Origin of the sequence: Flavobacterium sp. KACC 22758, assembly GCF_028736135.1 — a bacterium.
GTDB classification, from domain to species: domain Bacteria; phylum Bacteroidota; class Bacteroidia; order Flavobacteriales; family Flavobacteriaceae; genus Flavobacterium; species Flavobacterium johnsoniae.
This window is the reverse complement of the sequence record NZ_CP117878.1, coordinates 5,504,522-5,527,160: the sequence shown is the minus strand read 5'-3', so window position 1 is coordinate 5,527,160 and position 22,639 is coordinate 5,504,522. Positions and strand designations below refer to the sequence as shown.

At 35.5% G+C, this 22,639-nt stretch carries 19 protein-coding genes; 13 read left to right on the top strand and 6 right to left on the bottom strand.

Annotated elements, in window-relative coordinates:
* The first annotated feature begins 50 nt into the window (after window positions 1-50).
* From hemH to PQ462_RS23575, 5 genes are all read left to right on the top strand, one after another.
* Window positions 51-1,064, top strand: coding sequence for a ferrochelatase (hemH, locus tag PQ462_RS23595; RefSeq protein WP_250834714.1), 1,014 nt, complete (start codon window positions 51-53; stop codon window positions 1,062-1,064).
* Between the two features lie 85 nt (window positions 1,065-1,149).
* Window positions 1,150-1,698, top strand: coding sequence for a CopD family protein (locus PQ462_RS23590; RefSeq protein ID WP_095930221.1), 549 nt, complete (start codon window positions 1,150-1,152; stop codon window positions 1,696-1,698).
* Window positions 1,699-1,829: 131 nt separating this feature from the next.
* Entirely contained in the window at window positions 1,830-3,245 is a 1,416-nt protein-coding gene (locus PQ462_RS23585) for a sensor histidine kinase (protein WP_012023024.1), read from the top strand.
* An 11-nt stretch (window positions 3,246-3,256) separates the two neighbouring features.
* Complete coding sequence (locus tag PQ462_RS23580) at window positions 3,257-4,039, top strand: enoyl-CoA hydratase/isomerase family protein (protein WP_073410225.1); 783 nt, start codon at window positions 3,257-3,259, stop codon at window positions 4,037-4,039.
* A 221-nt stretch (window positions 4,040-4,260) separates the two neighbouring features.
* Window positions 4,261-4,659, top strand: coding sequence for a hypothetical protein (locus PQ462_RS23575; RefSeq protein WP_149205903.1), 399 nt, complete (start codon window positions 4,261-4,263; stop codon window positions 4,657-4,659).
* A gap of 478 nt (window positions 4,660-5,137) precedes the next feature.
* On the opposite strand, the gene PQ462_RS23570 is transcribed toward PQ462_RS23575, so the two are convergent.
* The 3 genes from PQ462_RS23570 to PQ462_RS23560 all read right to left on the bottom strand — a co-directional run bounded on the left by PQ462_RS23570 (window position 5,138) and on the right by PQ462_RS23560 (window position 8,230).
* Window positions 5,138-5,791, bottom strand: coding sequence for a metal-dependent transcriptional regulator (locus tag PQ462_RS23570; RefSeq protein WP_274251834.1), 654 nt, complete (start codon window positions 5,789-5,791; stop codon window positions 5,138-5,140).
* 103 nt (window positions 5,792-5,894) lie between these two features.
* Entirely contained in the window at window positions 5,895-7,763 is a 1,869-nt protein-coding gene (locus tag PQ462_RS23565; RefSeq protein ID WP_274251833.1) for an Nramp family divalent metal transporter, read from the bottom strand.
* A 74-nt stretch (window positions 7,764-7,837) separates the two neighbouring features.
* A complete protein-coding gene (locus PQ462_RS23560) occupies window positions 7,838-8,230 on the bottom strand; it encodes a Fur family transcriptional regulator (RefSeq protein WP_012023018.1) in 393 nt (130 codons plus the stop codon).
* A 95-nt stretch (window positions 8,231-8,325) separates the two neighbouring features.
* Between PQ462_RS23560 and PQ462_RS23555 the strand changes: the two genes are divergently transcribed.
* From PQ462_RS23555 to PQ462_RS23525, 7 genes are all read left to right on the top strand, one after another.
* A complete protein-coding gene (locus PQ462_RS23555) occupies window positions 8,326-8,679 on the top strand; it encodes a MerC domain-containing protein (protein ID WP_274251831.1) in 354 nt (117 codons plus the stop codon).
* Between the two features lie 11 nt (window positions 8,680-8,690).
* A complete protein-coding gene (locus tag PQ462_RS23550) occupies window positions 8,691-9,596 on the top strand; it encodes an NAD(P)/FAD-dependent oxidoreductase (protein WP_274251829.1) in 906 nt (301 codons plus the stop codon).
* Window positions 9,597-9,793: 197 nt separating this feature from the next.
* Window positions 9,794-12,046 (top strand): TonB-dependent receptor, encoded by a 2,253-nt coding sequence (locus PQ462_RS23545; protein ID WP_274251828.1) that lies wholly within the window; start codon window positions 9,794-9,796, stop codon window positions 12,044-12,046.
* A 174-nt stretch (window positions 12,047-12,220) separates the two neighbouring features.
* Window positions 12,221-12,685 (top strand): thioredoxin family protein, encoded by a 465-nt coding sequence (locus PQ462_RS23540; protein WP_274251827.1) that lies wholly within the window; start codon window positions 12,221-12,223, stop codon window positions 12,683-12,685.
* Between the two features lie 19 nt (window positions 12,686-12,704).
* Window positions 12,705-13,874, top strand: a complete 1,170-nt coding sequence (locus tag PQ462_RS23535; RefSeq protein ID WP_274251826.1) for a lycopene cyclase family protein — start codon at window positions 12,705-12,707, stop codon at window positions 13,872-13,874.
* Between the two features lie 141 nt (window positions 13,875-14,015).
* On the top strand, window positions 14,016-14,447 hold the full coding sequence (locus PQ462_RS23530; RefSeq protein WP_274251825.1) for an ArsR/SmtB family transcription factor: 432 nt from the start codon (window positions 14,016-14,018) through the stop codon (window positions 14,445-14,447).
* Window positions 14,448-14,583: 136 nt separating this feature from the next.
* Entirely contained in the window at window positions 14,584-14,994 is a 411-nt protein-coding gene (locus PQ462_RS23525) for a BrxA/BrxB family bacilliredoxin (RefSeq protein WP_179003802.1), read from the top strand.
* A gap of 353 nt (window positions 14,995-15,347) precedes the next feature.
* Here PQ462_RS23525 and PQ462_RS23520 read toward each other — a convergent pair whose 3' ends face one another.
* The 3 genes from PQ462_RS23520 to PQ462_RS23510 are packed head-to-tail and all read right to left on the bottom strand — an operon-like array spanning window position 15,348 to window position 21,016.
* Window positions 15,348-16,715, bottom strand: a complete 1,368-nt coding sequence (locus tag PQ462_RS23520) for an efflux transporter outer membrane subunit (protein ID WP_274251824.1) — start codon at window positions 16,713-16,715, stop codon at window positions 15,348-15,350.
* Window positions 16,712-19,858: an efflux RND transporter permease subunit gene (locus PQ462_RS23515; protein ID WP_274251823.1), complete on the bottom strand. Its 3,147-nt coding sequence runs from the start codon at window positions 19,856-19,858 to the stop codon at window positions 16,712-16,714. Before PQ462_RS23515 ends, PQ462_RS23520 begins: the two co-directional genes overlap by 4 nt.
* A gap of 3 nt (window positions 19,859-19,861) precedes the next feature.
* Complete coding sequence (locus PQ462_RS23510; protein ID WP_274251822.1) at window positions 19,862-21,016, bottom strand: efflux RND transporter periplasmic adaptor subunit; 1,155 nt, start codon at window positions 21,014-21,016, stop codon at window positions 19,862-19,864.
* Between the two features lie 260 nt (window positions 21,017-21,276).
* On the opposite strand from PQ462_RS23510, the gene trhO reads away from it, so the two are divergent.
* On the top strand, window positions 21,277-22,635 hold the full coding sequence (gene trhO / locus PQ462_RS23505) for an oxygen-dependent tRNA uridine(34) hydroxylase TrhO (RefSeq protein ID WP_274251821.1): 1,359 nt from the start codon (window positions 21,277-21,279) through the stop codon (window positions 22,633-22,635).
* Window positions 22,636-22,639: the final 4 nt, after the last annotated feature.

Here is a 22,639-nt window from a genome sequence, read left to right as displayed (position 1 = left end):
AAATAAAAGCTTAAAGCCTAATGCTTAAAGCCTAATGCAAAAAAACAATAATGAAAGGCGTATTATTAGTAAATCTTGGATCTCCAGAAAGTCCAACTCCAAAAGATGTAAAACCATATTTAGATGAATTTTTAATGGATAAGTACGTGATTGACGTTCCGTATTTATTGAGAGCATTATTAGTTCGAGGTATTATTTTAAGAAAAAGACCAGAAGAATCTGCGCACGCTTACGCAAAAATCTGGTGGGAAGAAGGTTCACCGTTAGTTGTTCTTTCAGAAAGAATGCAGAAAAAAGTACAGCCTTTAGTAAATGTTCCAGTTTCGTTAGCAATGCGTTATGGAAGCATGACCATTGAAAAAGGACTTCAGGAATTAAGCGATAAAGGAGTTACAGATGTAATGCTTTTTCCATTATATCCGCAATATGCAATGGCTTCTACTTTGACTATTTTAGTAAAAGCAGAGGAAATTCGTAAGAAGAAATTCCCACACATGAAGTTTACAGATGTTCCGGCATTTTACAACAAACCGGATTACATCAAGAATTTAGCCGATTCAATTCAGAAACATTTAGTTGGTTTTGATTACGATCATTTATTGTTTTCTTACCACGGAATTCCAGAGCGTCATATTCGCAAAACGGATGTAACTAAATCGCATTGTAAAATTGACGGTTCTTGTTGCAACACGCCATCTCCAGCGCACGAATTTTGTTATCGTCACCAATGTTACGAAACAACCAAACAAGTTGTAAAATTATTAGGGCTTCCTGAAGATAAATACAGTCTGACATTTCAATCGCGTTTAGCGGGAGATAAATGGTTGGAACCTTATACCGATGTTGAAATTGATAACATGCCAGCAAAAGGAATCAAGAAATTGGCAGTTGTTACACCGGCTTTCGTTTCAGATTGTTTAGAAACTTTAGAGGAAATCGCAATGCGCGCCAAAGAAGATTTTGAAGCAAATGGAGGAGAAGAGTTTCTGGCAATTCCATGTTTGAATGACGATGACGAATGGTGCCAGACGGTTTCTAACTGGATTAATGATTGGGCGAAATAAAATTTGTTTCAGGTTTAAAGTTTCAAGTTTTTCTCAAAGTTGATTAACTTGAAACCTGAAACCTGAAACCTGAAACAAAATAATAATGGAATACTATAACTATCTAAAATCACTGCACCTCATTTTTGTGATCACTTGGTTTGCGGGTTTGTTTTATATTGTGCGTTTGTTTGTGTACCAAATTGAAGCCAATGAAAAACCTTCACCGGAAAAAGAAATTCTGCAGGCGCAATACAAAATAATGGCCTACCGTTTGTGGTACATTATTACGTGGCCGTCGGCGGTTTTGGCGAGTATTTTTGCTTTTTGGATGTTGTTTTTTACCGATGCAGGAAGTGTTTGGATCAAAATGCCATGGATGCACGTAAAATTATGTTTCGTTTTTCTTTTATATTTATATCACGGAAAATGCCATCAGATTTTTAAACAATTACAAAACGATGAGGTAAAATATACCAATAATTTTATGCGTTTATGGAATGAAGGCGCAACCATCATTCTATTTGCCGTTGTCTTTTTAGTAGTTTTAAAAAGTGCCATCAACTGGATTTTCGGCGTAATCGGAATTATTTTATTTTCGGTTTTAATTATGCTGGGATTCAGGTTTTATAAAAGAATAAGAGAAAAAAAGTAATTAGTAAAAAGTGATTAGTAATTAGTTTCAAGCTTTTACCATTCACTAATTACTATTCACTAATCACTAAAAAAATGCTTAACAACTTCAAAATGTCAATGCTGTCCCTTCGTACCAGGATTTTCCTGTCGATGATTGTATTGATTGTTGTGGCATCTTTTTTATTGGCTTCGATTTCGATTATTCAGTTTAAGACCGAGGCAAAAGAATACCATCAGGAGCGTTTAGAAAGAAAAGAAAATGCGGTAAAAGAACACATCAATTATGTGCTTTCTACAACAACTTATCCGCTTAAAACCCAAAACTTAGATTTAATCTTCAAAGATAAAATTCACGAGTTAGCGCAGATTCACAAAATAGAAATCAACATTTACAGTCTAGACGGAAAACTTTTAAAATCTTCTAAAGAGTCTTTTGCCGTTGACAAAATTGCTCCTCCAATTCCCGAATATATTCTAAAATTGGTTCGTTCTTCTATCGAAAAACGTTTTGTAGACATTAAAACTATCGACGGAGTTAAAAACAGATCATCTTACAGTTTAATAAAAGACGAAAAATTCAAACCACTCGGAATCCTTAATCTTCCGTATTTAGAAGACGACGGTTATTATGATAACGAGTTGAACACTTTCCTGATTCGTTTGAGTCAGGTTTATTCTTTTATGCTGATAGTGGCTTTTGCTTTAGCTTATTTCCTTTCAACCTACATTACAAAATCACTGAAAACCATATCAGATCGTTTGGAAGAAACCAATCTGGATCAGAAAAACGAGAAAATTGTTTTAGAAGCCAACAGCAAAGAAGTCAATTTCCTTATCAAAGCATATAACGGAATGGTTGACAAACTCGAAACGAGTGCTATTAAATTGGCACAAAGTGAACGTGAAGAAGCCTGGCGCGAAATGGCAAAACAGGTTGCGCACGAGATTAAAAATCCGCTTACGCCGATGCGATTAACGGTTCAGAGTTTCCAAAGAAAGTTTGACCCGAATGATCCTGATGTGAAACAAAAGATGAATGATTATTCTGAAACCTTAATTCAGCAGATCGATACGATGACTTCAGTTGCTTCGGCATTTTCGAACTTCGCTTCGATGCCGGCGCAGCAAAATGAAACCCTGAATGTTGTTGAGGTTGTCGAACTGGCTCTGGATATTTTCAACGAAGATTATATCTCTTTTGAAAAAGAAGAAGAAGAAATCATTTCCAAAATGGATCGTACACAACTGATTCGTGTCATTACCAATTTGGTTAAAAATGCTACGCAGGCAATTCCGGAAAGTCAGTTTCAAAAGTCTATTATTGTTACCGTAAAACGACGCAACAATAATGTTGAAATCGCGGTAAAAGACAACGGAATTGGAATCCAGAAACAAGATATCGGAAGAATCTTCGAACCAAAATTTACCACTAAAACCAGCGGTATGGGACTTGGACTCGGAATTATCAAAAACATTATAGAAAATTACAAAGGAACAATTACCTTTGAATCAACTTACGGAAAAGGAACGACTTTCAGGGTTTCTTTGCCTATCACAAACTCATAAAACCAGTTGTTATGAACTACGAAAATATCTTAATTTCAATTGAAGAAAAAGTTGCAACCATTACCATTAACAGACCAACTAAGTTAAATGCTTTAAATAAAGCAACAATTAGTGATTTAAGTAACGCCGTTGAGTCATTATCTAAAAATGATGATGTTCGTGTTATTGTTTTAACCGGAAGCGGTGAAAAAGCTTTTGTGGCTGGAGCAGATATTTCGGAATTTGCTAATTATACAACTGTAGAAGGTGCACAATTAGCTGCAGAAGGGCAGGAATCTTTATTTGATTTTATCGAAAACCTTAAAAAACCGGTTATTGCCGCCGTTAACGGATTTGCTCTTGGAGGCGGATTAGAATTGGCTATGGCCTGTCATTTTAGAGTAGCTTCAGACAATGCTAAAATGGGACTTCCAGAAGTAACTTTAGGATTGATTCCTGGTTATGGAGGAACACAGCGTTTACCGCAATTAATTGGAAAAGGCCGTGCAATGGAAATGATTATGACTGCAGCAATGATTACTGCCGAACAAGCAAAAGATTACGGTTTGGTAAATTATGTTGTGCCTCAGGAAGAATTACTTTCGTTTACAAACGTAATTGCTCAAAAAATCATTAAAAATGCGCCATTTGCAATAGGAAAAGCTATAAAAGCAATTAATGCTAATTTCAAAGATGGCAAAAATGGTTTCGATACTGAAATCAAATCATTTGGAGAATGTTTCGGAACACAGGATTTTAAAGAAGGAACAACAGCCTTTTTAGAAAAACGTAAAGCTGAATTTACAGGAAAGTAATTTTTTCTTAACCTCAAAAAATATTAATTTTTAGCCACAGATTATTTGGATTAAAAGGATTTACTGGAATCTGTGTTAATCTCTATAATCTGTGGCTGATTTTTTTGCTTAATTCTTGTGTTCTTTGCGTAAATCTTTGCGAACTTTGCGGTTAAATAATAAACAAAGGTTTTAAAAACTTAGAACCTCAACATCTTAGAACCTTAGCACCTTTTAAAAAAATGTACGAACCAATATTTGCCCTTTTTTGTGAACGAGTTAAAGAAAGTATTCAAAACGGAACTTTCGCTAAACTTACCTTGGCCAAAACGATGGGCGATACCGAAATTAAAAATATCTATTTCCGCTTGGTTCTCAACGAAGACAATACTTTTTCTATTTCCTTAACTTCTCGCTATAAAACAGAAGAAATTGAAAGCATTCATACCTTAGATGAAGCGTTGTTGGTTTTAGGTACTTACATCAAAAAGCCTTTTTTAACTGCACTTTTATTTACAACAGATAACGATGTGACTTTTAAGGTAAATAAAAAGAATGCCGGAAGTATTATCGAGCAGCCGCCGACATTTAAAAATGCTTCGCCGGTGATGCTTGAAATGATTGAGAAAGGGATAGTTTAGATTTTTATGAGCTTAATCCCGCTATCCGTTCAATCTTTTGTGGCGAACCCCGCCACAAAAGGATTTTCACTACTATCGGGGCTAGGACACTCGGTTTCAAAATAACATTTTTGTTTTTCTGAATGTTTTTAGAGCATTAAATGTAATTAATATGTTCCGTTCCTACGGAACTCTATTGATTTGCGGACATTTCAACAACGGATTAAAATCCGTTACTACAATATATTCCGTCCCTTCGGAACTTTTTGCATGATATTTTATCCTAACAGGTTTTTAAAACCTGTTGGGTATTTGGATATTATTATTTTGACTTGCAGATTATAATAGGAAAGAGCCATAGGCTCGTTAAATTTTGTAGCGACGGATTTCAATCCGTCGTAATTGTCGATAAGGAACATAGAGAGCCGTAGGTTCGACCCATATAATTCTTAGCGTATCTCTGCGAAACTTCTTTATGCACCTCTGTGAAAATAACCCTCTAAACCAGCTTTACAAACAAATTAGAAGCAATTTTATTCGAAATAGATAATTCTCTTCCGTCAACTTTAATTTTGACTGATAAATCGAATGATTCTTTAGATAAAAACTCGATTCTAGAACCCAAAGCTATTTCTTGTTTATCGAGGTATTTCAAAAATTCTGATGAAGTATCTTTTACGCCTACACAAACTCCGGTTTGGTTTTCTTCTAATTCAGATAAAAGCTGTTTTTCTATTTTAATGATTCGGCCGTTTGCATCTGGAATTGGATCGCCATGCGGATCTTCAGTTGGATTTCCCAGAAAATCATCCAGACGGTTAATCAGCTGTTCTGACTTAATATGTTCCAGCTGTTCTGCAATATCATGAACTTCATCCCAGCTGAAATTGAGTTTTTCAACTAGAAAAACTTCCCATAAACGATGTTTTCTTACGATCATTTTAGCAGCAAGTTTTCCGTTTTCTGTCAATGAAACGCCTTGGTACTTTTTATAATTAACCAAATCCTTTTCCGCGAGTTTTTTCAGCATATCCGTTACAGAGGAAGCTTTCGTTTCCATCATTTCAGCAATAGCATTAGTGCTTACTTCAGTTTCTAACGAAGCCGTAAGATGATATATCGATTTTAAGTAGTTTTCTTCTGAAAAGGTCATTTTTTTAAGCTTCTAAGGTTCTGAGCTTCTAAGCTTCTAAGTTTTCTTTTTAGGATTTTTAATAAAAACCTTAGAATCTTAGCAGCTTAGTATCTTCGCACCTTTATTTAACAATCAACAAAGGTATAGAAATTTTATGTCTCAATTTGTCTACTGTTGTACCGAAAAGAATATCTTTTAATCCAGTGTGGCCGTGGGTTCCCATTATCAGAATATCGAAAAGTCCATTGTTTATGATTTCCGGAATTATCTTAGCTGGTTTTCCAAAACCAAGCTCAGTTTCAATATTGAATCCTTTTTCTGAAAGCATTTCTTTGTATCCTAATAATAATTTTTCGTCGATGGTTGTTTCATGATCATGAACATGAGTGCCATACACTAAAGCACCTACTGTTTCAACAATGTGAATTAATGTATATTTTGCATCCATTCCGCCCAATTCGAACGCATGGTTAAGTGCCGCTTCATCGGCATGAGAAAAATCCACAGAAATTGCAATGTTTTTAACTTCCTGAGTTTTCTTTTGAGAAAAATGAAGTTTCAGGTTATGCGGAGAATGATTGATCGTTTTTGCTTTGAATTTAGCAATAAACGGTTTAAAAATAATATACAGCAATAATGCCGAAAATCCAAAAGCCAGCGGAACAACAGTAAGCCATAACAAGGCCGGATTGTTAGAAGTTTCGAGCCATGAAGTGATTTCGTCATAAACTAATTTTGCATTCAATGAAACAATGATTGAAGCAATAATCCACGATACCACCTGAGTAGTTTTAGAAATATGAAAACCATTCATTTTCGATTTGTCGCTCACAAAGTGAATCAGCGGAATAATGGCAAATCCCAATTGAAGGCTCAAAATTACCTGACTTAAGATTAATAATTTCCCCGTTATATCTTCACCATAAATGTAAATCACAATTAAGGCCGGAACAATAGCAATTAAACGTGTAATTATTCTGCGGACCCATGGCTGAATTCTAAAATGAAGATAACCTTCCATTACAATTTGCCCTGCCAAAGTTCCTGTAACTGTTGAGCTTTGCCCAGCAGCAATTAAAGCAACGGCAAATAAAATCGGTGCCCATTTAGTTCCCAGTAAAGGTTCTAAGAACTGATGCGCATCCTGAATTTCGGCTACTTCAAACATTCCATTTTTATGAAAAGTAGCGGCAGCCAGAATCAATATCGCAGCATTTACAAAAAATGCAAGATTAAGAGCAATTGTTGAGTCAATAAGATTGTATTTCAAAGCTTGTTTGATTCCGGCAGGGGTTCGGTCAAATTTTCTGGTTTGCACCAAAGAAGAATGCAGATAAAGATTATGAGGCATTACCGTTGCACCAATAATTCCGATTGCAATATATAAAGCAGCCGAATTTGGAATAGAAGGCACAAGTCCGCCGATGATCTTGTGAATTTCAGGTTCAGCAAAAATCATTTCAAAAATGAATGAAAACCCAATAATTGCAACCAAAGCAATTATAAACGCTTCCATTTTTCGAATTCCTTTATTAATCAAAAATAAAAGAAGGAAAGTATCCAGAACAGTAATTAAAACACCTTCAAGAAGCGGAATTCCAAATAAAAGATTGATTCCAATTGCCATTCCCAGAACTTCTGCCAAATCGCAGGCGGCAATAGCTATCTCTGCCAGAAAATATAAAATGTAGTTAATGTATTTTGAATAAGTCTCTCTTGAAGCTTGCGCAAGGTCACGCTGTGTAACAATTCCAAGACGTGCACTTAAACTCTGCAAAAGCAGCGCCATTAAGTTACTCATAAGTAAAACCCAAACAAGGGTATAGCCAAACTGGCTTCCGCCTGCAATATCTGTTGCCCAGTTTCCGGGATCCATATATCCAACGCTGACTAAATATGCCGGGCCTAAAAAGGCTAATATTTTCCTGAATCCTGTTTTTTTATGTTCTGTAGCGACCGATTGGTTTACTTCTTCTAAAGATTTAGTCATTGTAAAAGTATTGTTTTAACAAATATATGTAAAAATTACATTCGCTGAACAATATTTTTAGACGAGTCTAAAAGTTAAATGTTAGAATTTAAACATTTTGGGCACAATCCTGAAAGTGTAAAGTTAATTTCGTTTACTTTATAATTGTGCGGCATAATATAGCTTGGTTTTACAGTTTCCAGACAGGTAATTTCATGGCAGTTTTCACAGCTGAAATGTGCATGGTTGTGAATGTGCACTCGCTGATGCGAATGATTGCATTTTGCATATTTTACTGTTCCGTCTAAATTGGAGATTTTATGAATTACATCTTCATTTACCAAACGATCCAATATTCTATAAATTGTGACGCGGTCGCAGACATCGTTCAATTGTTTTTGAATTTCGGTGTGAGACAGTGCGGTTTTAGATTTCTCAAAAACCTCTAAAACGGCCGTCTTTGCTGTAGTGTTACGCGTGGCTTTCATTTTGTTTTTTGTATTAAAAAATTAACGCAACTTTGTTGCATTTGAATTTATTGTGTATATTTGCAACAAAATTGCATTAAGCAAATGTACAAGAAATGAAGAAAACTACCTCATCCTTTTACGATATTTTAGGAATTTCAAGCGCCTCAATTTGTTTGATCCATTGTTTGATTTTTCCAATTTTAACCATCCTTCCATTGGGCATAAGTCATAATCCAATTATCGATTTAGTATTTGCTTCGATAGGCTTATTTGCAATTCTCAAAATTACGAAAAAATCAAATCTTTTGGTTTCTTCAATTTTGATTGTTTCAATGTGTCTAATCTGGATTAGTATTTTGACAGATATTTTCTTAGAGATACATCTGGATTTAATATATTTTGGAGGAATTGGAATGATTACAGGGCATTTGATTAATTACAAACTTCACAGAAAACAAAATCATTAAAAGTATTAGTTATGAAACGAAATCATTTTGACGTTATTATAATTGGCGGAAGTTACAGCGGATTATCTGCTGCTATGAGTTTAGGACGTTCTTTGCGTAAGGTTTTAGTTATCGACAGTGGTCTGCCTTGTAACAAGCAGACGCCGCATTCTCATAATTTTATTACACAAGACGGTGAAAAGCCTGCTGTTATTTCGGCGAAAGCCAAATTACAGGTAGACATTTATAAAACAGTTCAATTTTTTAACGGACTTGCAGTAAAGGCATTTAAAACAGAGAAAGGTTTCAAAATTACAACCAGGTCAGGTGATGTTTTTACTTCGAGAAAAGTATTATTTGCGACTGGAGTTAAAGATTTGCTTCCGGAAATTAATGGTTTTGCAGAATGTTGGGGAATTTCAGTATTACATTGTCCGTATTGTCATGGTTATGAAGTTAAAAATGAAAAAACGGCGATTATTGCCAATGGTGAAATGGGGTTTGAATATGCCAAATTGATTTCGAACTGGACAAAAGATCTCCGCTTATGTACCAATGGAAAATCAGAACTAACTCCTGAACAAACACAGATTCTTAACAATCATGACGTTCAGATTTTTGAAGAACAAATTGAATCTTTTGAAAATCAAGAAGGTTATGTTCAAAATATTGTTTTCAAAAATCAGGATAAAGTTGAAGTAAAGGCTATTTATGCCAGACCGCCCTTTGAACAGCATTGCGCAATTCCTGAAGCTTTAGGCTGCGATCTTAATGAACAAGGCCTATTAAAAGTTGATGCAATGCAAAAGACCAATATCTCTGGAATTTTTGCAAGTGGAGATTGTACAACACCAATGCGATCTGTTGCTATTGCCGTTTCTACCGGTTCTTTCGCTGGAGCGGTAATTAACAAAGAACTAATCGACGAAGATTTTTGAGCTTTAAACCCCACAGGTTTTTAAAACCTGTCGGGTTTTATTGAAAGAATTGCACAGCCTTAACTTTTGCTGGACGCTATTCAAATTTGCACAACATTTTTTAACGGATTGAAAATGAAATGTTTTAAAAAACATGTTTCGGAATAAGTGTATATCAAATTTAATTTTTAGTTTTGTCTAAAATTAATTTTAAAACAATGAAATATTTATTTTTGACAATATTGATAATAACATCTAAATGTATATATTCTCAAAATATATCAGGAAAAATAATCACAAATAGTCCTGTTGTGGAGGGGATTAATATTAGTTTGTTGAATACAAACTTTAAAACAAAAACCGATTCTTTAGGAATTTATCAGTTTCTAAATATTCCAAAAGGAACCTATAAAATACAAGTGACCTCTACAGGATTCAAACCTATAGTTCAAAAAATATCCCTTTTAGAAAATCAGGATTTGAATTTAGATTTTGAATTAGAAGAAGATCAAAACGAATTGAACGAAGTTGTAGTTTCGGGAACTTTGAAACCTGTAAAACGATTAGAAAGTGCTGTTCCTGTTGAGGTGTATTCTCCGGCTTTTTTCAAGAAAAATCCAACTCCAAGTATTTATGATGCGCTCCAGAACATAAATGGCGTTCGTCCGCAATTGAATTGCGGTGTCTGTAATACGGGAGATATTCATATAAACGGATTAGAAGGTCCATATACTTTGGTAATGATCGACGGAATGCCAATTGTAAGCAGTCTTTCGACGGTTTACGGTTTGTCTGGAATTCCAAATTCATTGGTTGAAAGAATTGAAATTGTAAAAGGTCCCGCTTCGTCTCTTTACGGAAGTGAGGCAGTTGGCGGTTTGATTAATATTATTACTAAAAATCCAATTAATGCGCCAGCTTTTTCTGCAGATTATTTTACGACTTCTTATTTTGAAAGTAATCTCGATTTGGGAATGAAGTTTAATGCAGGTAAAAAAGCAGTTTCACTTATCGGAATTAATTATTTTAACTACGATCAGGTTATCGATAAAGACAAAGATAATTTTACTGATGTCACGCTTTCTGAACGAATTTCGATTTTTAATAAATGGAGTTTTAAGCGAAACCATAATCGCCTTTTTACCATTGCAGCGCGCGGTATGTACGAAGACCGATGGGGAGGAGACATTCGCTGGGAAAAGAAATACCGGGGCGGTGACGAAATCTACGGTGAAAGTATTTATACCAAAAGAGCCGAATTAATTGGAAGCTACCAATTACCTTTTGAAGAAAAACTAATGTTTTCGTTCTCTGGAAATGTTCATTATCAGGACAGCCGATACGGAACGACATCATATATTGCCAATCAGAAAATTGGATTTGTGCAATTAACGTGGGATAAAAAAGTTGGACGAAACGATCTGCTGGCGGGAATTGCAAGCCGATATACATATTATGACGATAATACACCCGCAACTAAAGATGCTGAAAACACATGGCTTCCAGGAATTTTTGTTCAGGACGAAATTACATTTTCTCCCAAAAGTCAGGTTTTGCTGGGAGCCAGATACGATTATAACTCGATTCACGGTTCGATATTTACACCAAGATTTGCTTATCGATTTAAAGCAAACGAAAACACAATTTTTAGATTAAATGCAGGAACAGGATTTCGGGTTGTGAATCTATTTACTGAAGATCATGCCGCTTTAACCGGTTCGAGAGATGTTGTAATTAAAAATGACTTGAAACCAGAGAAATCAGTAAACGTGAATTTGAATTATATTCAGAAAATCAACTTTGGAAATGGAACATTTATGGGAATTGAAACAACAGCTTTTTATACCAGATTCAGCAATAAGATTATTTCAGATTATGAAACAAATCCAAATGAAATCATTTACAACAATATTGACGGTTACGCTTTAAGTCAGGGAATCAGCACGAATATTGATCTTAATTTTCCATCGGGATTAAAATTTATTGTGGGAGCAACAGTTCTAGATAATAAAAATGTCGAAAACGGAATTTCAGAAAGACCTTATTTGACTGAGAATTTTACAGGAACTTGGAGCATTTCATATAAAATTCAACCTTGGAATTTATCAATGGATTATACTGGAAATGTTTACAGTCCCATGAAATTGCCTTTGTTGAGCGAAACCGACCCAAGAAGTCCAAATTCGCCTTGGTATAGCATTCAGAACATTCAGTTTACATATTCAGGATGGAAAGATTTTGAAGTTTATGGAGGAATTAAAAACCTGTTGAACTTTACACCAAAACAAAATAATCCGTTTTTGATTTCGAGAACAAATGATCCATTTGATAAAAATGTTCAATATGATTCGGCAGGAAAAGTATTAGTAACGCCAGATAATCCATACGGTTTGACATTTGATACGACGTATGTTTATGGACAGAACCAAACTATTCGCGGATTTTTGGGATTACGATATACTTTTAGGTAAATTTATAGGCCACAGATTAAGAGGATTATACTTTTTGTCAGGCTGAGCGAAGTCGAAGCCCACGTCTAATTGGAACGCCCTTCGACTTCGCTAAGGGGACAAAAAAATAATTAAAAAGCTTAGGGAATAAAATCCTTTCTAATCATTTTAATCTATGGCTAAAAAAACAAAAAAATGAAAAAGCTATTTCTATTTATTTTCTTCTTCGGAATAACTTCAACAGGATTTTGCCAATTAAAAAGCAGAACTTTTGAAGAAATAGATAGCTTGCAACAAATTCAAAAACGAAAAATCATTGTTTTCATTCATACCAATTGGTGCCAGTTTTGCCAAAGAATGAAAGCAGCGACTTTTAAAAACAAAGAAATCATCGAAAAATTAAACTCTGATTTCTATTTCATTGATTTCAATGCCGAAGAAAAACGGGATATTACATTTAATAATCAAACTTTTAAATATCAGCCTTCTGGAAATAATGTTGGTATTCATGAACTGGCTTTGGAATTGGGCACTCAGAACAATCAAATTGCATATCCGGTTTTGTGTGTTTTGAATGAGAAGAATGAGATTGTTTTTCAATATTCAAACTATTTATCGTCTAAAGATTTTAAAGTACTTTTAGAAAAACTACAAGAATAAATTTTTCTTATTTTTGAGAATGAACTCTTCGCAAATTAAACACTTCAATTACATTTTTACCGGAACAGGTCTTGCATCTTTAATGACCATTTATAAAATGGTTTTATCTGGAAAATTCACAGATAAAACTATTCTGCTGCTGGATCAGGATTTGAAGAAAACAAATGACAGAACCTGGTGTTTTTGGGAAAAAACAGAAAGGGTATGGAATCCGGTTGTTTCAAAAAAATGGGATTTGGCTTTGTTTGCCAATGAAAAATTTAAACGCAATTTGGATTTGAAGCCTTACACATATAATAAAATCAGCGGATTAGATTTTTATAATTTTGTTTTCGAAGCCATTTCAAATCAATCGAATATTACTTTTTTAAATGAAAAAGTAACGGATATCAACGAACTCGAAACGCATGTTTTTGTTGGAACTGAAGAAAATCGATATACCTGTGATTATTTATTCAACAGCATATATACCAAGGCTTTCGCCGAAAGTCAAACGAAATATCCTGTTTTGCAGCAGCATTTTACGGGCTGGTTTGTAAAATCAGAATTAGAAGTTTTTAATCCCGATGAGGTAACTTTCATGGATTTTTCGGTGGAGCAGAAAGGGAATACACGATTTATGTATGTTTTGCCAGTTTCGAAAACCGAAGCGTTGGTTGAATATACGCTGTTTTCAGAGAAACTGCTTGCGTCAGAAGAATATGAAAAGGAGATTCAACTGTATTTGAAAAAACTTGGAATTAATGAATTTGAAATTATAGAGAAGGAGCAGGGAAGTATTCCCATGACCTGTTACCCTTTTTGGAAAAAGAATACCAAACGGGTTTTAAATATTGGCACAGCGGGCGGATGGACAAAAGCCAGTACGGGTTATACATTTAAAAACTCGGATAAAAAATCATCGGAATTAGTGGAATTTCTTCAAAATTATGCTTCAACTCCGCTCGGTATGAAAGCATTTCACAAAAAAAACCGATTCTGGTTTTATGATTTACTTCTTTTAGATATCCTTTATCGTCATAATGAATTGGGAAGTACTGTTTTTTCATCTTTATTCAGAAAAGGAAATCCTGCTTTGATCTTTAAATTTCTTGATGAAGAAACAAGCCTGACTGAAGATCTTAAAGTAATTTTAAAATGTCCTAAGCTGCCTTTTATTAAAGCATTGTTTCGGGTGATTTTAAAATAATTTTTATTTTTTTAGATTCTAATTAAGTAACGGGTTAAAAAATGTCTTATTTTTTGGTTTTAATAACTTTTTGGGGCGGTAATAAACATATGTAGCATTTAGATTTGCCTTATATAATCGGTTATTAACGATAATGAATTAATGGGAAATCGTAAAAAAATAAAATTTGATAAAGAAACAGAAGTAATTGGTAAAATTTGTAAAGCACTTGGGCATTCGACTAGAATTCATATTATGACTCTTTTATGGAGAAAAGACCATAGAACTTGTGGAGAAATTGTCGAACTACTACCATTAGCACAATCAACAATTTCTAAACATCTGCTGGAACTAAAAAAAGCAAATCTGGTAAATATAAAAAATGAAGGGAAAAAAACAATCTACTCTATAGAAGTAGATAAGATACAAATACTTAAAAAGTTTTTTGCCAATTACATTTCAACAATTGATATTTCTGAACAGTATAAATCTACCGTTTTAACAACCAGGCATAGGGCAAAAGGTACAAAAAGTCATTTGAAGCAGTACAATTATGAATTTCCTCATAAGAAAATAAAAGAGGAAACACTTTAGATTGTTTGTGAGTAATAATTTTCTTTGATTTAAATTTTAATATTGAACTATAACAAAACTTTATACTTCAAATTAACTAGTTGCGAGTAAACTTCGTAACTTTGCAGTTCAAAAGTAAAATTTAAAAGACAAGAATATGTATCCACTAGACATGGTAAAACCAATGGAAGCTGAATTAACAGCTGCAGGTTTTCAAGATTTACATAGTGCTGAGGCTGTTGAGAATGCTATCAAAGCTGAAGGTACCACTTTAGTTGTTGTAAACTCTGTTTGCGGTTGTGCTGCTAGAAATGCACGTCCGGGAGCAAAAATGAGTTTAGAAGGCGCTAAAAAACCAGATCACCTTATTACGGTTTTCGCTGGTGTTGACAAAGAAGCGGTTGATGCTGCAAGACAACACATGTTTCCTTTTCCTCCATCATCACCATCTATGGCTTTGTTCAAAAACGGAGAATTGGTTCACATGTTAGAGCGTCACCATATCGAAGGACGTCCGGCTGAATTAATCGCTGAGAATTTGCAAGATGCGTTTAACGAGTTTTGTTAATTTTTTTGAAGATGCTAAGGTTCTGAGATGCTAAGATTCTAAGTTTTTTAGATTCAATGTGTCGAAGGTGCGGAGGTGAAAAATTTAAAAAAAGGTCTGTTTCAATTTTGAAATATACCTTTTTTTGTTTTTTATATGTTCCGTAGGAACATCTCGTCGGTAGAAAAAAATGTATTGTTGTTATTTACGTTCCGTAGGAACGTAAAATTTGGTTGATTGCTATTTTTTTTCTACTACTACGAAACATTCCTACGGAATGATGGCATTATGTGAAAAAAGAAACGCTGAGCTTTATTAGAAAAAAAGTAGAAATCTTAGAATCTTAGTATCTCAGCATCTTAGAACCTCAAAAATTAAAAGCTCCATCCTCCGCCAAGTGCTTTATACAGCTGAACCATAGAACTTAATTGTTTTTGAGTTAACTGCGAAAGACTCAACTGTGCTTCAAACAAAGATCTTTGAGCATCGAGAACTTCTAAGTACGAAACATAACCGTTGTAATATCTGGCATTTGAAAGATCGTAGTTTTTTTGAGCAGCTACGACTTGTCGGTTTCTGGCAGTCCATTCTTCTTTAAACATCGCCACATTTTGAAGCGAGTTTTCGACCTCAGAAATAGCGGTTAAATAGGTTTTTTGGAAATTGAATTTCGCTTCTTCTGCAATTTGTCGGTTCATTTCAACGCGTCGTTTGTTTTTTCCGAAGTTGAAGATCGGACCCGCAACTCCAGCGCCCACATTTTGTGTATAAGAACCGTCGTTAAATAAATCTCCAACTGTAATACTCGCAAAACCAGCAAGCGCTCCAATGTTGAAAGACGGATATCGTAATGCCTGTGCAACACCAATTCTTTCAAAAGCGGCTTTATACAAATACTCCTGACGTTTTACATCGGGCCTGTTTCCCAGTAATGCAGATGGTACAGAAGTTGGGAACTCTGTTAAAATCAATAATTCACTGTTGGTTTTTCCTCTTGGAATAGGTTGTGGAACTTGTCCAACCAGAATTGAAATTGAATTTTCTAAAGCTGTAATCTGTCTTTTAATTAGCGGAATATTTGCTTCGGCAATGGCAACCTGCTGTTCGATCTGCACTTTATCCAATTCCGCAACATAACCGCTTATAAAACGTTCGTTGATAATATCATAAGCTTTTTGTCTGGTTTCTAAAGTATGAATGGTAATTTCAAGCTGATTATCAAAATCCCTCAATTCAAAATAAGAAGTCGCAATTGTACTAACAATATTAGACAGCACTACTTTTCGGGCTTCATCAGAAGCTAAAAGTTCATTTTGCAAAGCTTTAGTTTGATGACGGTATTTTCCCCAAAAATCAAGTTCCCAAGACATATTGGCAAATACAGACGATGGCTGCATGAAAGTTTCGGCACTATTAACCTGGCCAGAATATTGAAAAGCAGGAAATAAATCGGCTTTTGCCATTCCGAGATTGGCTTGTACTTGTTCTAATCGCGCAACGGCAATTTTAAGATCGTAATTATTCTGGATTCCTTTTTCAATCAAACCAATTAAAACATCATCATTAAAAATCGTTGACCATTTTATAGTCGTAACCGATTTTGTGCTATCAGCAGGCTGATTGCTGTAACGGAAAGAATCTGTTTGAAGCTGTTCTGGTTTGACATATTTTGGTCCAACCATACATCCGTAAGGGAAAACAGCTGTCAAAAATATTGCTAGAAGTATTTTTAGAGTTTTCATTGTTCGTCCTTTTTAGGTTCATCGGTTTCATCGGTTTTTTTCTTTCCGAAGGTTTCAATAAATACAAACAATACGGGAATCAGACAAACTCCCAAAATAGTGGCGACAAGCATCCCGCTAAAAACAGTCATTCCCATAACTTTTCTGGCCTGGGCTCCTGCACCGGTTGCTGTCAATAGCGGAACAACTCCCAAAATGAAAGCAAAAGCCGTCATTAAAATAGGTCGGAAACGCAGTTTTGCAGCATATAAAGCGGCATCTTTTGCAGGCATTCCTTTTTCATATTCTTCTTTTGCAAATTCTACAATTAGAATGGCATTTTTGGCAGCAAGTCCAATCAACATCACCAAACCAATTTGAGCAAAAACATTATTTACATAATCCGGGCTGAGTAATCGGCAGATGTATAATCCTAGAAATGCACCAAAAACTGCAAAAGGTGTTCCGAGTAAAACACTGAAAGGCAGTTTCCAGCTTTCGTATTGGGCGGCGAGAATTAAAAACACGAAAAGCAGCGCCATGATAAAAACGGTATTTCCTTTTCCTTCGGCTTGTTTTTCCTGATAACTCATGTTTGCCCATTCGTAACCCATTCCTGCAGGAAGTACTTTACTTGCCGTTTCCTGTAAAGCAGTCATGGCTTGCGCCGAAGTAAATCCGGGAGCAGGTGTTCCGCCGATTTCTGCAGCTCGATACAAATTGAAACGAGTGGTAAATTCGGGACCGCTTATTTTTCGGATTGTGGCAATACTCGAAATCGGAATCATTTTATTGTCTTTGCTCCGAACAAATATCTTATTAATGTCCTCGGGATTTACCGTATAACTTGGATCTGCCTGAAGCAGTACGATGTACTGACGTCCAAATTTGTTGAATTCATTAATATATTGTCCACCTAAACTGGCACCAATGGCAATATTCACATCCGATAAAGAAAGATTGAGTTCTGTTACTTTTTCTCTATCGATGTCTAGGCTAATCTGCGGCACATTCGGATTAAAAGTCGTTCGAATCGTTCCGATTTCAGGCCTCTTTTTGGCTTCCGCCATAAATTGCTGTGCATTTGCAAAAAGATACTGTGGTGTATTTCCTTCTCGATCCTGAAGCATCATCGAGAATCCGGCCGCATTTCCAATTCCGGTAATTGGCGGAGGACCAAATGCAAAAACGGTTGCTTCGGGAATTCCGAAAACTACTTTTCCATTGACTTCTTTTAAAATTTGGAAAACGTCTTGTTCCCGTTCTTTCCATTCTTTTAAAGCAACAAAGAAAAATCCGTTGTTGGTAGCCACCGAGTTTTTGATTAAACTAAATCCAGCCACTGAAGTATAATATTCAACACCTTGATTTTTTGAAAGAATATGCTCTACTTTTTGAATTACTTTTCCAGTCCTTTCTAAAGAAGAAGCACCGGGAAGTTCAATGTTTACAAACATATATCCCTGATCTTCTTCGGGTACAAAACCGCCTGGAATTTTTCCTCCCAACAGAATAATCGCTCCAACGATAATTCCGATGAAGATTAAACTTCGTGCCGTTTTTTTAATTAGAAAACCAGAAAAACCAGTGTATTTATTAGTGAATTTCCCGAATTTATCATTGAACCAAGCAAAGAATTTTCCGAGCCAGCCTTTTGCTTCTTGATTCGGTTTTAATAAAAGAGAACATAAAGCCGGACTTAAAGTTAAAGCACTTAAAGCTGAGAAAATCACAGATATGGCAATCGTAATAGCAAACTGCTGATATAATCTTCCTGTAATTCCGGGTGTTAAAGCTACGGGAATAAAAACGGCGGTCAATACAATTGCGATTGCAATTACAGGGCCGGAAACTTCTTTCATCGCCTGATTAGTGGCTTCTCGCGGAGACATTCCGTGTTCGATATGATGCATTACGGCTTCAACAACCACAATGGCATCATCGACGACAATTCCGATAGCCAATACTAATCCTAAAAGCGAAAGTACATTTATGGAAAATCCAAGTATTGGAAAAAGCATAAAAACCCCAATCAACGAAACAGGAACGGTTAAAAGCGGAATTAAAGTTGCACGCCAGTTTTGAAGAAAGATAAAAACCACGATAATTACCAGAATAATGGCTTCGACTAAAGTGTGCATGATTTCGTTAATTCCTTCTGAAATGGCTAAAGTGGTGTCTAATGAAACACGATATTTCAAATCCTGAGGAAATCTTTTGCTTAGTCTTTCGATTGTGTTTTTTACATTTTCAGCCACTTCGAGAGCATTTGAACCCGGCATTTGTTTGATTCCGATAGTTCCTGCAGGATTTCCGTTTAATTTGGCAATTGAAGCATAGCTTTCTGTTCCTAAAGTTACCGTTCCAATATCTTTTAAACGAACCTGCTGATTGTTAATGTTTGATTTTAAAATGATATTTTCAAAGTCTTCAGGATTGACCAAGCGGTCTTTCAGCATTACGTTATAAGTAAACTCGTTATTCTCGGTTGCCGGCGGAGCACCAAATTTTCCTCCGGGCGCAATGGCATTTTGATCCTGGATGGATCGTATAATATCGGGAACCGTCAAATTATATTTGGCCATAATATCGGGCTTGACCCAAATTCGCATGGCATAATTACTTCCACCGTAAAGCGTAACTTCTCCAACTCCTTTAATACGTGCCAAAGCATCTACAATGTTGATATTGGCATAATTTGTTAGAAAATTTCCGTCGAAGGTTTTGTTGGGAGAATACAAGGACAAAATCAACATCGGCATTGAGAGCGACTTTTTCGTGGTAACTCCTGTTGTTTTAACGTCATTTGGAAGTTTGTTGGTTGCTTCATTAACACGGTTCTGAGTCAGCATGGTAGCATTATCCAAATCCGTTCCCATATCAAACGTAATATTTAACGTCATACTCCCATCACCTGTATTTGTAGACTGCATGTAAAGCATGTTTTCAACTCCGTTTACCTTTTGTTCGATCGGTGTGGCAACCGCCTGCTCAACGTTTAAGGCATTTGCACCACGATAACTCGTTGAAACTTGTACCAAAGGCGGTGCAATTTCAGGATATTGAGCAATAGGTGTTGAAAGGACAGAAAGACCTCCAATTAAAACAATGAAAATGGAGAGAACAATAGCAACGATTGGTCTGCGTACAAAGAAATTATCCATAATCTAGTTGTTTAGAGATGATGCAATCTGCTTTTTATCTTTGTCGGCAACATAAGGAACTGGAACAACAGTTGATCCGGGCTGAATAAACTGATTGCCAATAATAGCGACCTTTTCGTCGGGTTTTAAACCTTTGGTAATAATCCAGTCGACACCAATTTTTTGTCCGACTTCGACCATTCTGGTTTGGATCGTATTTTTATTATCTATAATTGAAACCTGAAAAAGTCCCTGAATTTCGGTTACTGCTTTTTGAGGAACAACAATGGCATCTTTTTGAGTACGAATTAAAACACGAACTTTTGCAAATTGTCCAGATCGTAAAGTGCCGTCTGGATTGGGAAACTGCGCTTCGATAGTTACAGTTCCCGTTGTAGGATCTATTTTAGTGTCAGAAAAATTAAGACTTCCTTTTTCCGAATGGGTACTTCCATCAGAAAGTATTAAAGCAAGATCAGTAATACGTTCTCCGGCTTTGACCTGCTTTTGATATCGTAAATAATCGGATTCGCTTACGGTAAACTGAACTCTGACTTTTTCTAGTTTGGAAACAGTGTTTAGTTTCGAGTCGTTTCCTATTCGGGTAATATAATCTCCCAGTCGAGCGTTCGAAAGTCCGATTACGCCATCAATCGGAGATCGTATATCACAGTAACTTCTCTCGATCTGCTGGTTTCTTAAGCTGGCCTGCACGCTGTTTAAATTCGATTTAGCGGCTTTGTCTTTGGCTACAGCCGCATCTAGTTCGCGCTTACTTACAGCGTTCATGTCTGCAAGAGGTCGAATTCTTTTTAATTCTTCTTCAGCATTTACCAAATTACTTTGAGCGGCAGCAACTTGTCCGCGGACCTGATCTACTTTGGTGTCATATTCTAAAGGGTCGATGGTGTATAAAAGCTGGCCTTTTTTTACTCTCTGACCTTCTTTAAAATGAATGCCGGTCAGAATACCATCCACTCTTGCGATTAATTCAATGTCTAAATCTCCAAAAGTCTGTCCCGCAAAATCTTTGTAAATGGGGACATCTTCACTTTTGACCGTAACAAAAGGAGTCTGCATTGGAGGCGGTGCTTTGGGCTGTTCTTTTTTGCAGGAAGTAAATAAGGTTAAAAGAAAGAAGAGGGGAAGGATTGGTTTTGGTAGTTTTAAAGCATTCATAATCATAAATGTTAAAATTATACCACATAAATTTAATGAATTTTTGTAACCAATTGATAAACAAGGATTGTTTTTTGTTAAAGCAACTTTATTGCGTATAAAATCGCTTTAATAATGAACTTACATTTCTTACTATGGTTCCAAAAATCAAGCGTTTTTATTGTTTTTAAAATCGAAAAGAAAGACTTACCTTTGCGCCCGAATTTATTCCATTTATAGATTCGCAATTAATTTATTCTTAACTTAAAAATGTTTATAGCATGCAACTGTATAACACTTTAAGCGCAGAAGAAAGAGCCATCATGATCGATGATGCCGGTAAACAACGACTAACGTTGTCTTTCTATGCGTATGCCAAAATTCAAGATCCACAAAAATTTCGTAACGATTTATTTCTTGCCTGGAATGCATTAGATGCATTGGGAAGGATTTACGTTGCCCATGAAGGAATTAATGCTCAGATGAGTGTTCCTGCCGAAAATTTTGAAGCTTTTAGAGAAACCCTCGAAGCTTATGATTTCATGAAAGGCATACGATTGAATGTTGCCGTAGAACAAGACGATCATTCCTTTTTAAAATTGACCATCAAAGTGCGTCACAAAATCGTTGCCGACGGTTTAAATGATGAAACTTTTGATGTTACTAATATTGGCGTTCACTTAAAAGCCAAAGAATTCAATGAAATCCTTGATGATCCAAATACTATTGTAGTTGATTTTAGAAATCACTACGAAAGTGAAGTCGGACATTTTAAAGGTGCTATTACTCCAGATGTGGAAACTTTCAGAGAAAGTTTACCGATTATCAATGATCAGCTTAAAGATCACAAAGACGATAAAAATCTGGTAATGTATTGTACTGGAGGTATTCGCTGTGAAAAAGCAAGTGCTTATTTTAAACACCAAGGTTTTAAAAACGTTTATCAATTGGAAGGCGGAATTATTAATTACGCTAAACAATTGAAAGAAGAAGGTTTAGAAAGCAAATTCATTGGTAAAAACTTCGTATTTGATAATCGTCTGGGCGAAAGAATTACAGATGATATTATTTCGCAATGCCACCAATGCGGAAAACCTTGCGACAATCACACAAACTGCGAAAATGACGGCTGTCATTTATTGTTTATTCAGTGTGATGAATGTAAAGCTGCAATGGAAAACTGCTGTTCTACAGAATGTTTAGAAATTATTCATATGCCTTTGGTTGACCAAGTTCGTTTAAGAACTGGAAAACAAGTTGGAAATAAAGTATTTAGAAAAGGTAAATCTGAAAACCTGAAATTCAAACACTCAGGAGAACTTCCAGAGACTGCTTTGGCAACTGCACAAAAGCAAGCTGACATCCGTCAGAAAATAAAAGTTAAGAAAGTCCTTCTTGGAAAAGCGGAACATTATTATGTAAAAGCGCAGGTTGGACAATTTACTATAGAAAACCAAGAGTTAAACAGCGGTGATAAAATCTTAATTTCTGGTCCAACTACAGGCGATCAGGAAATGGTTTTGAATAGAATCATTGTTAACGGAGCAGAAACTCAGTCTGCAAAAATTGGTGATAAGGTTACTTTTGAGGTTCCATTTCGTATTCGTTTGTCAGATAAGTTGTATAAAATTGTAAATTAGCGGT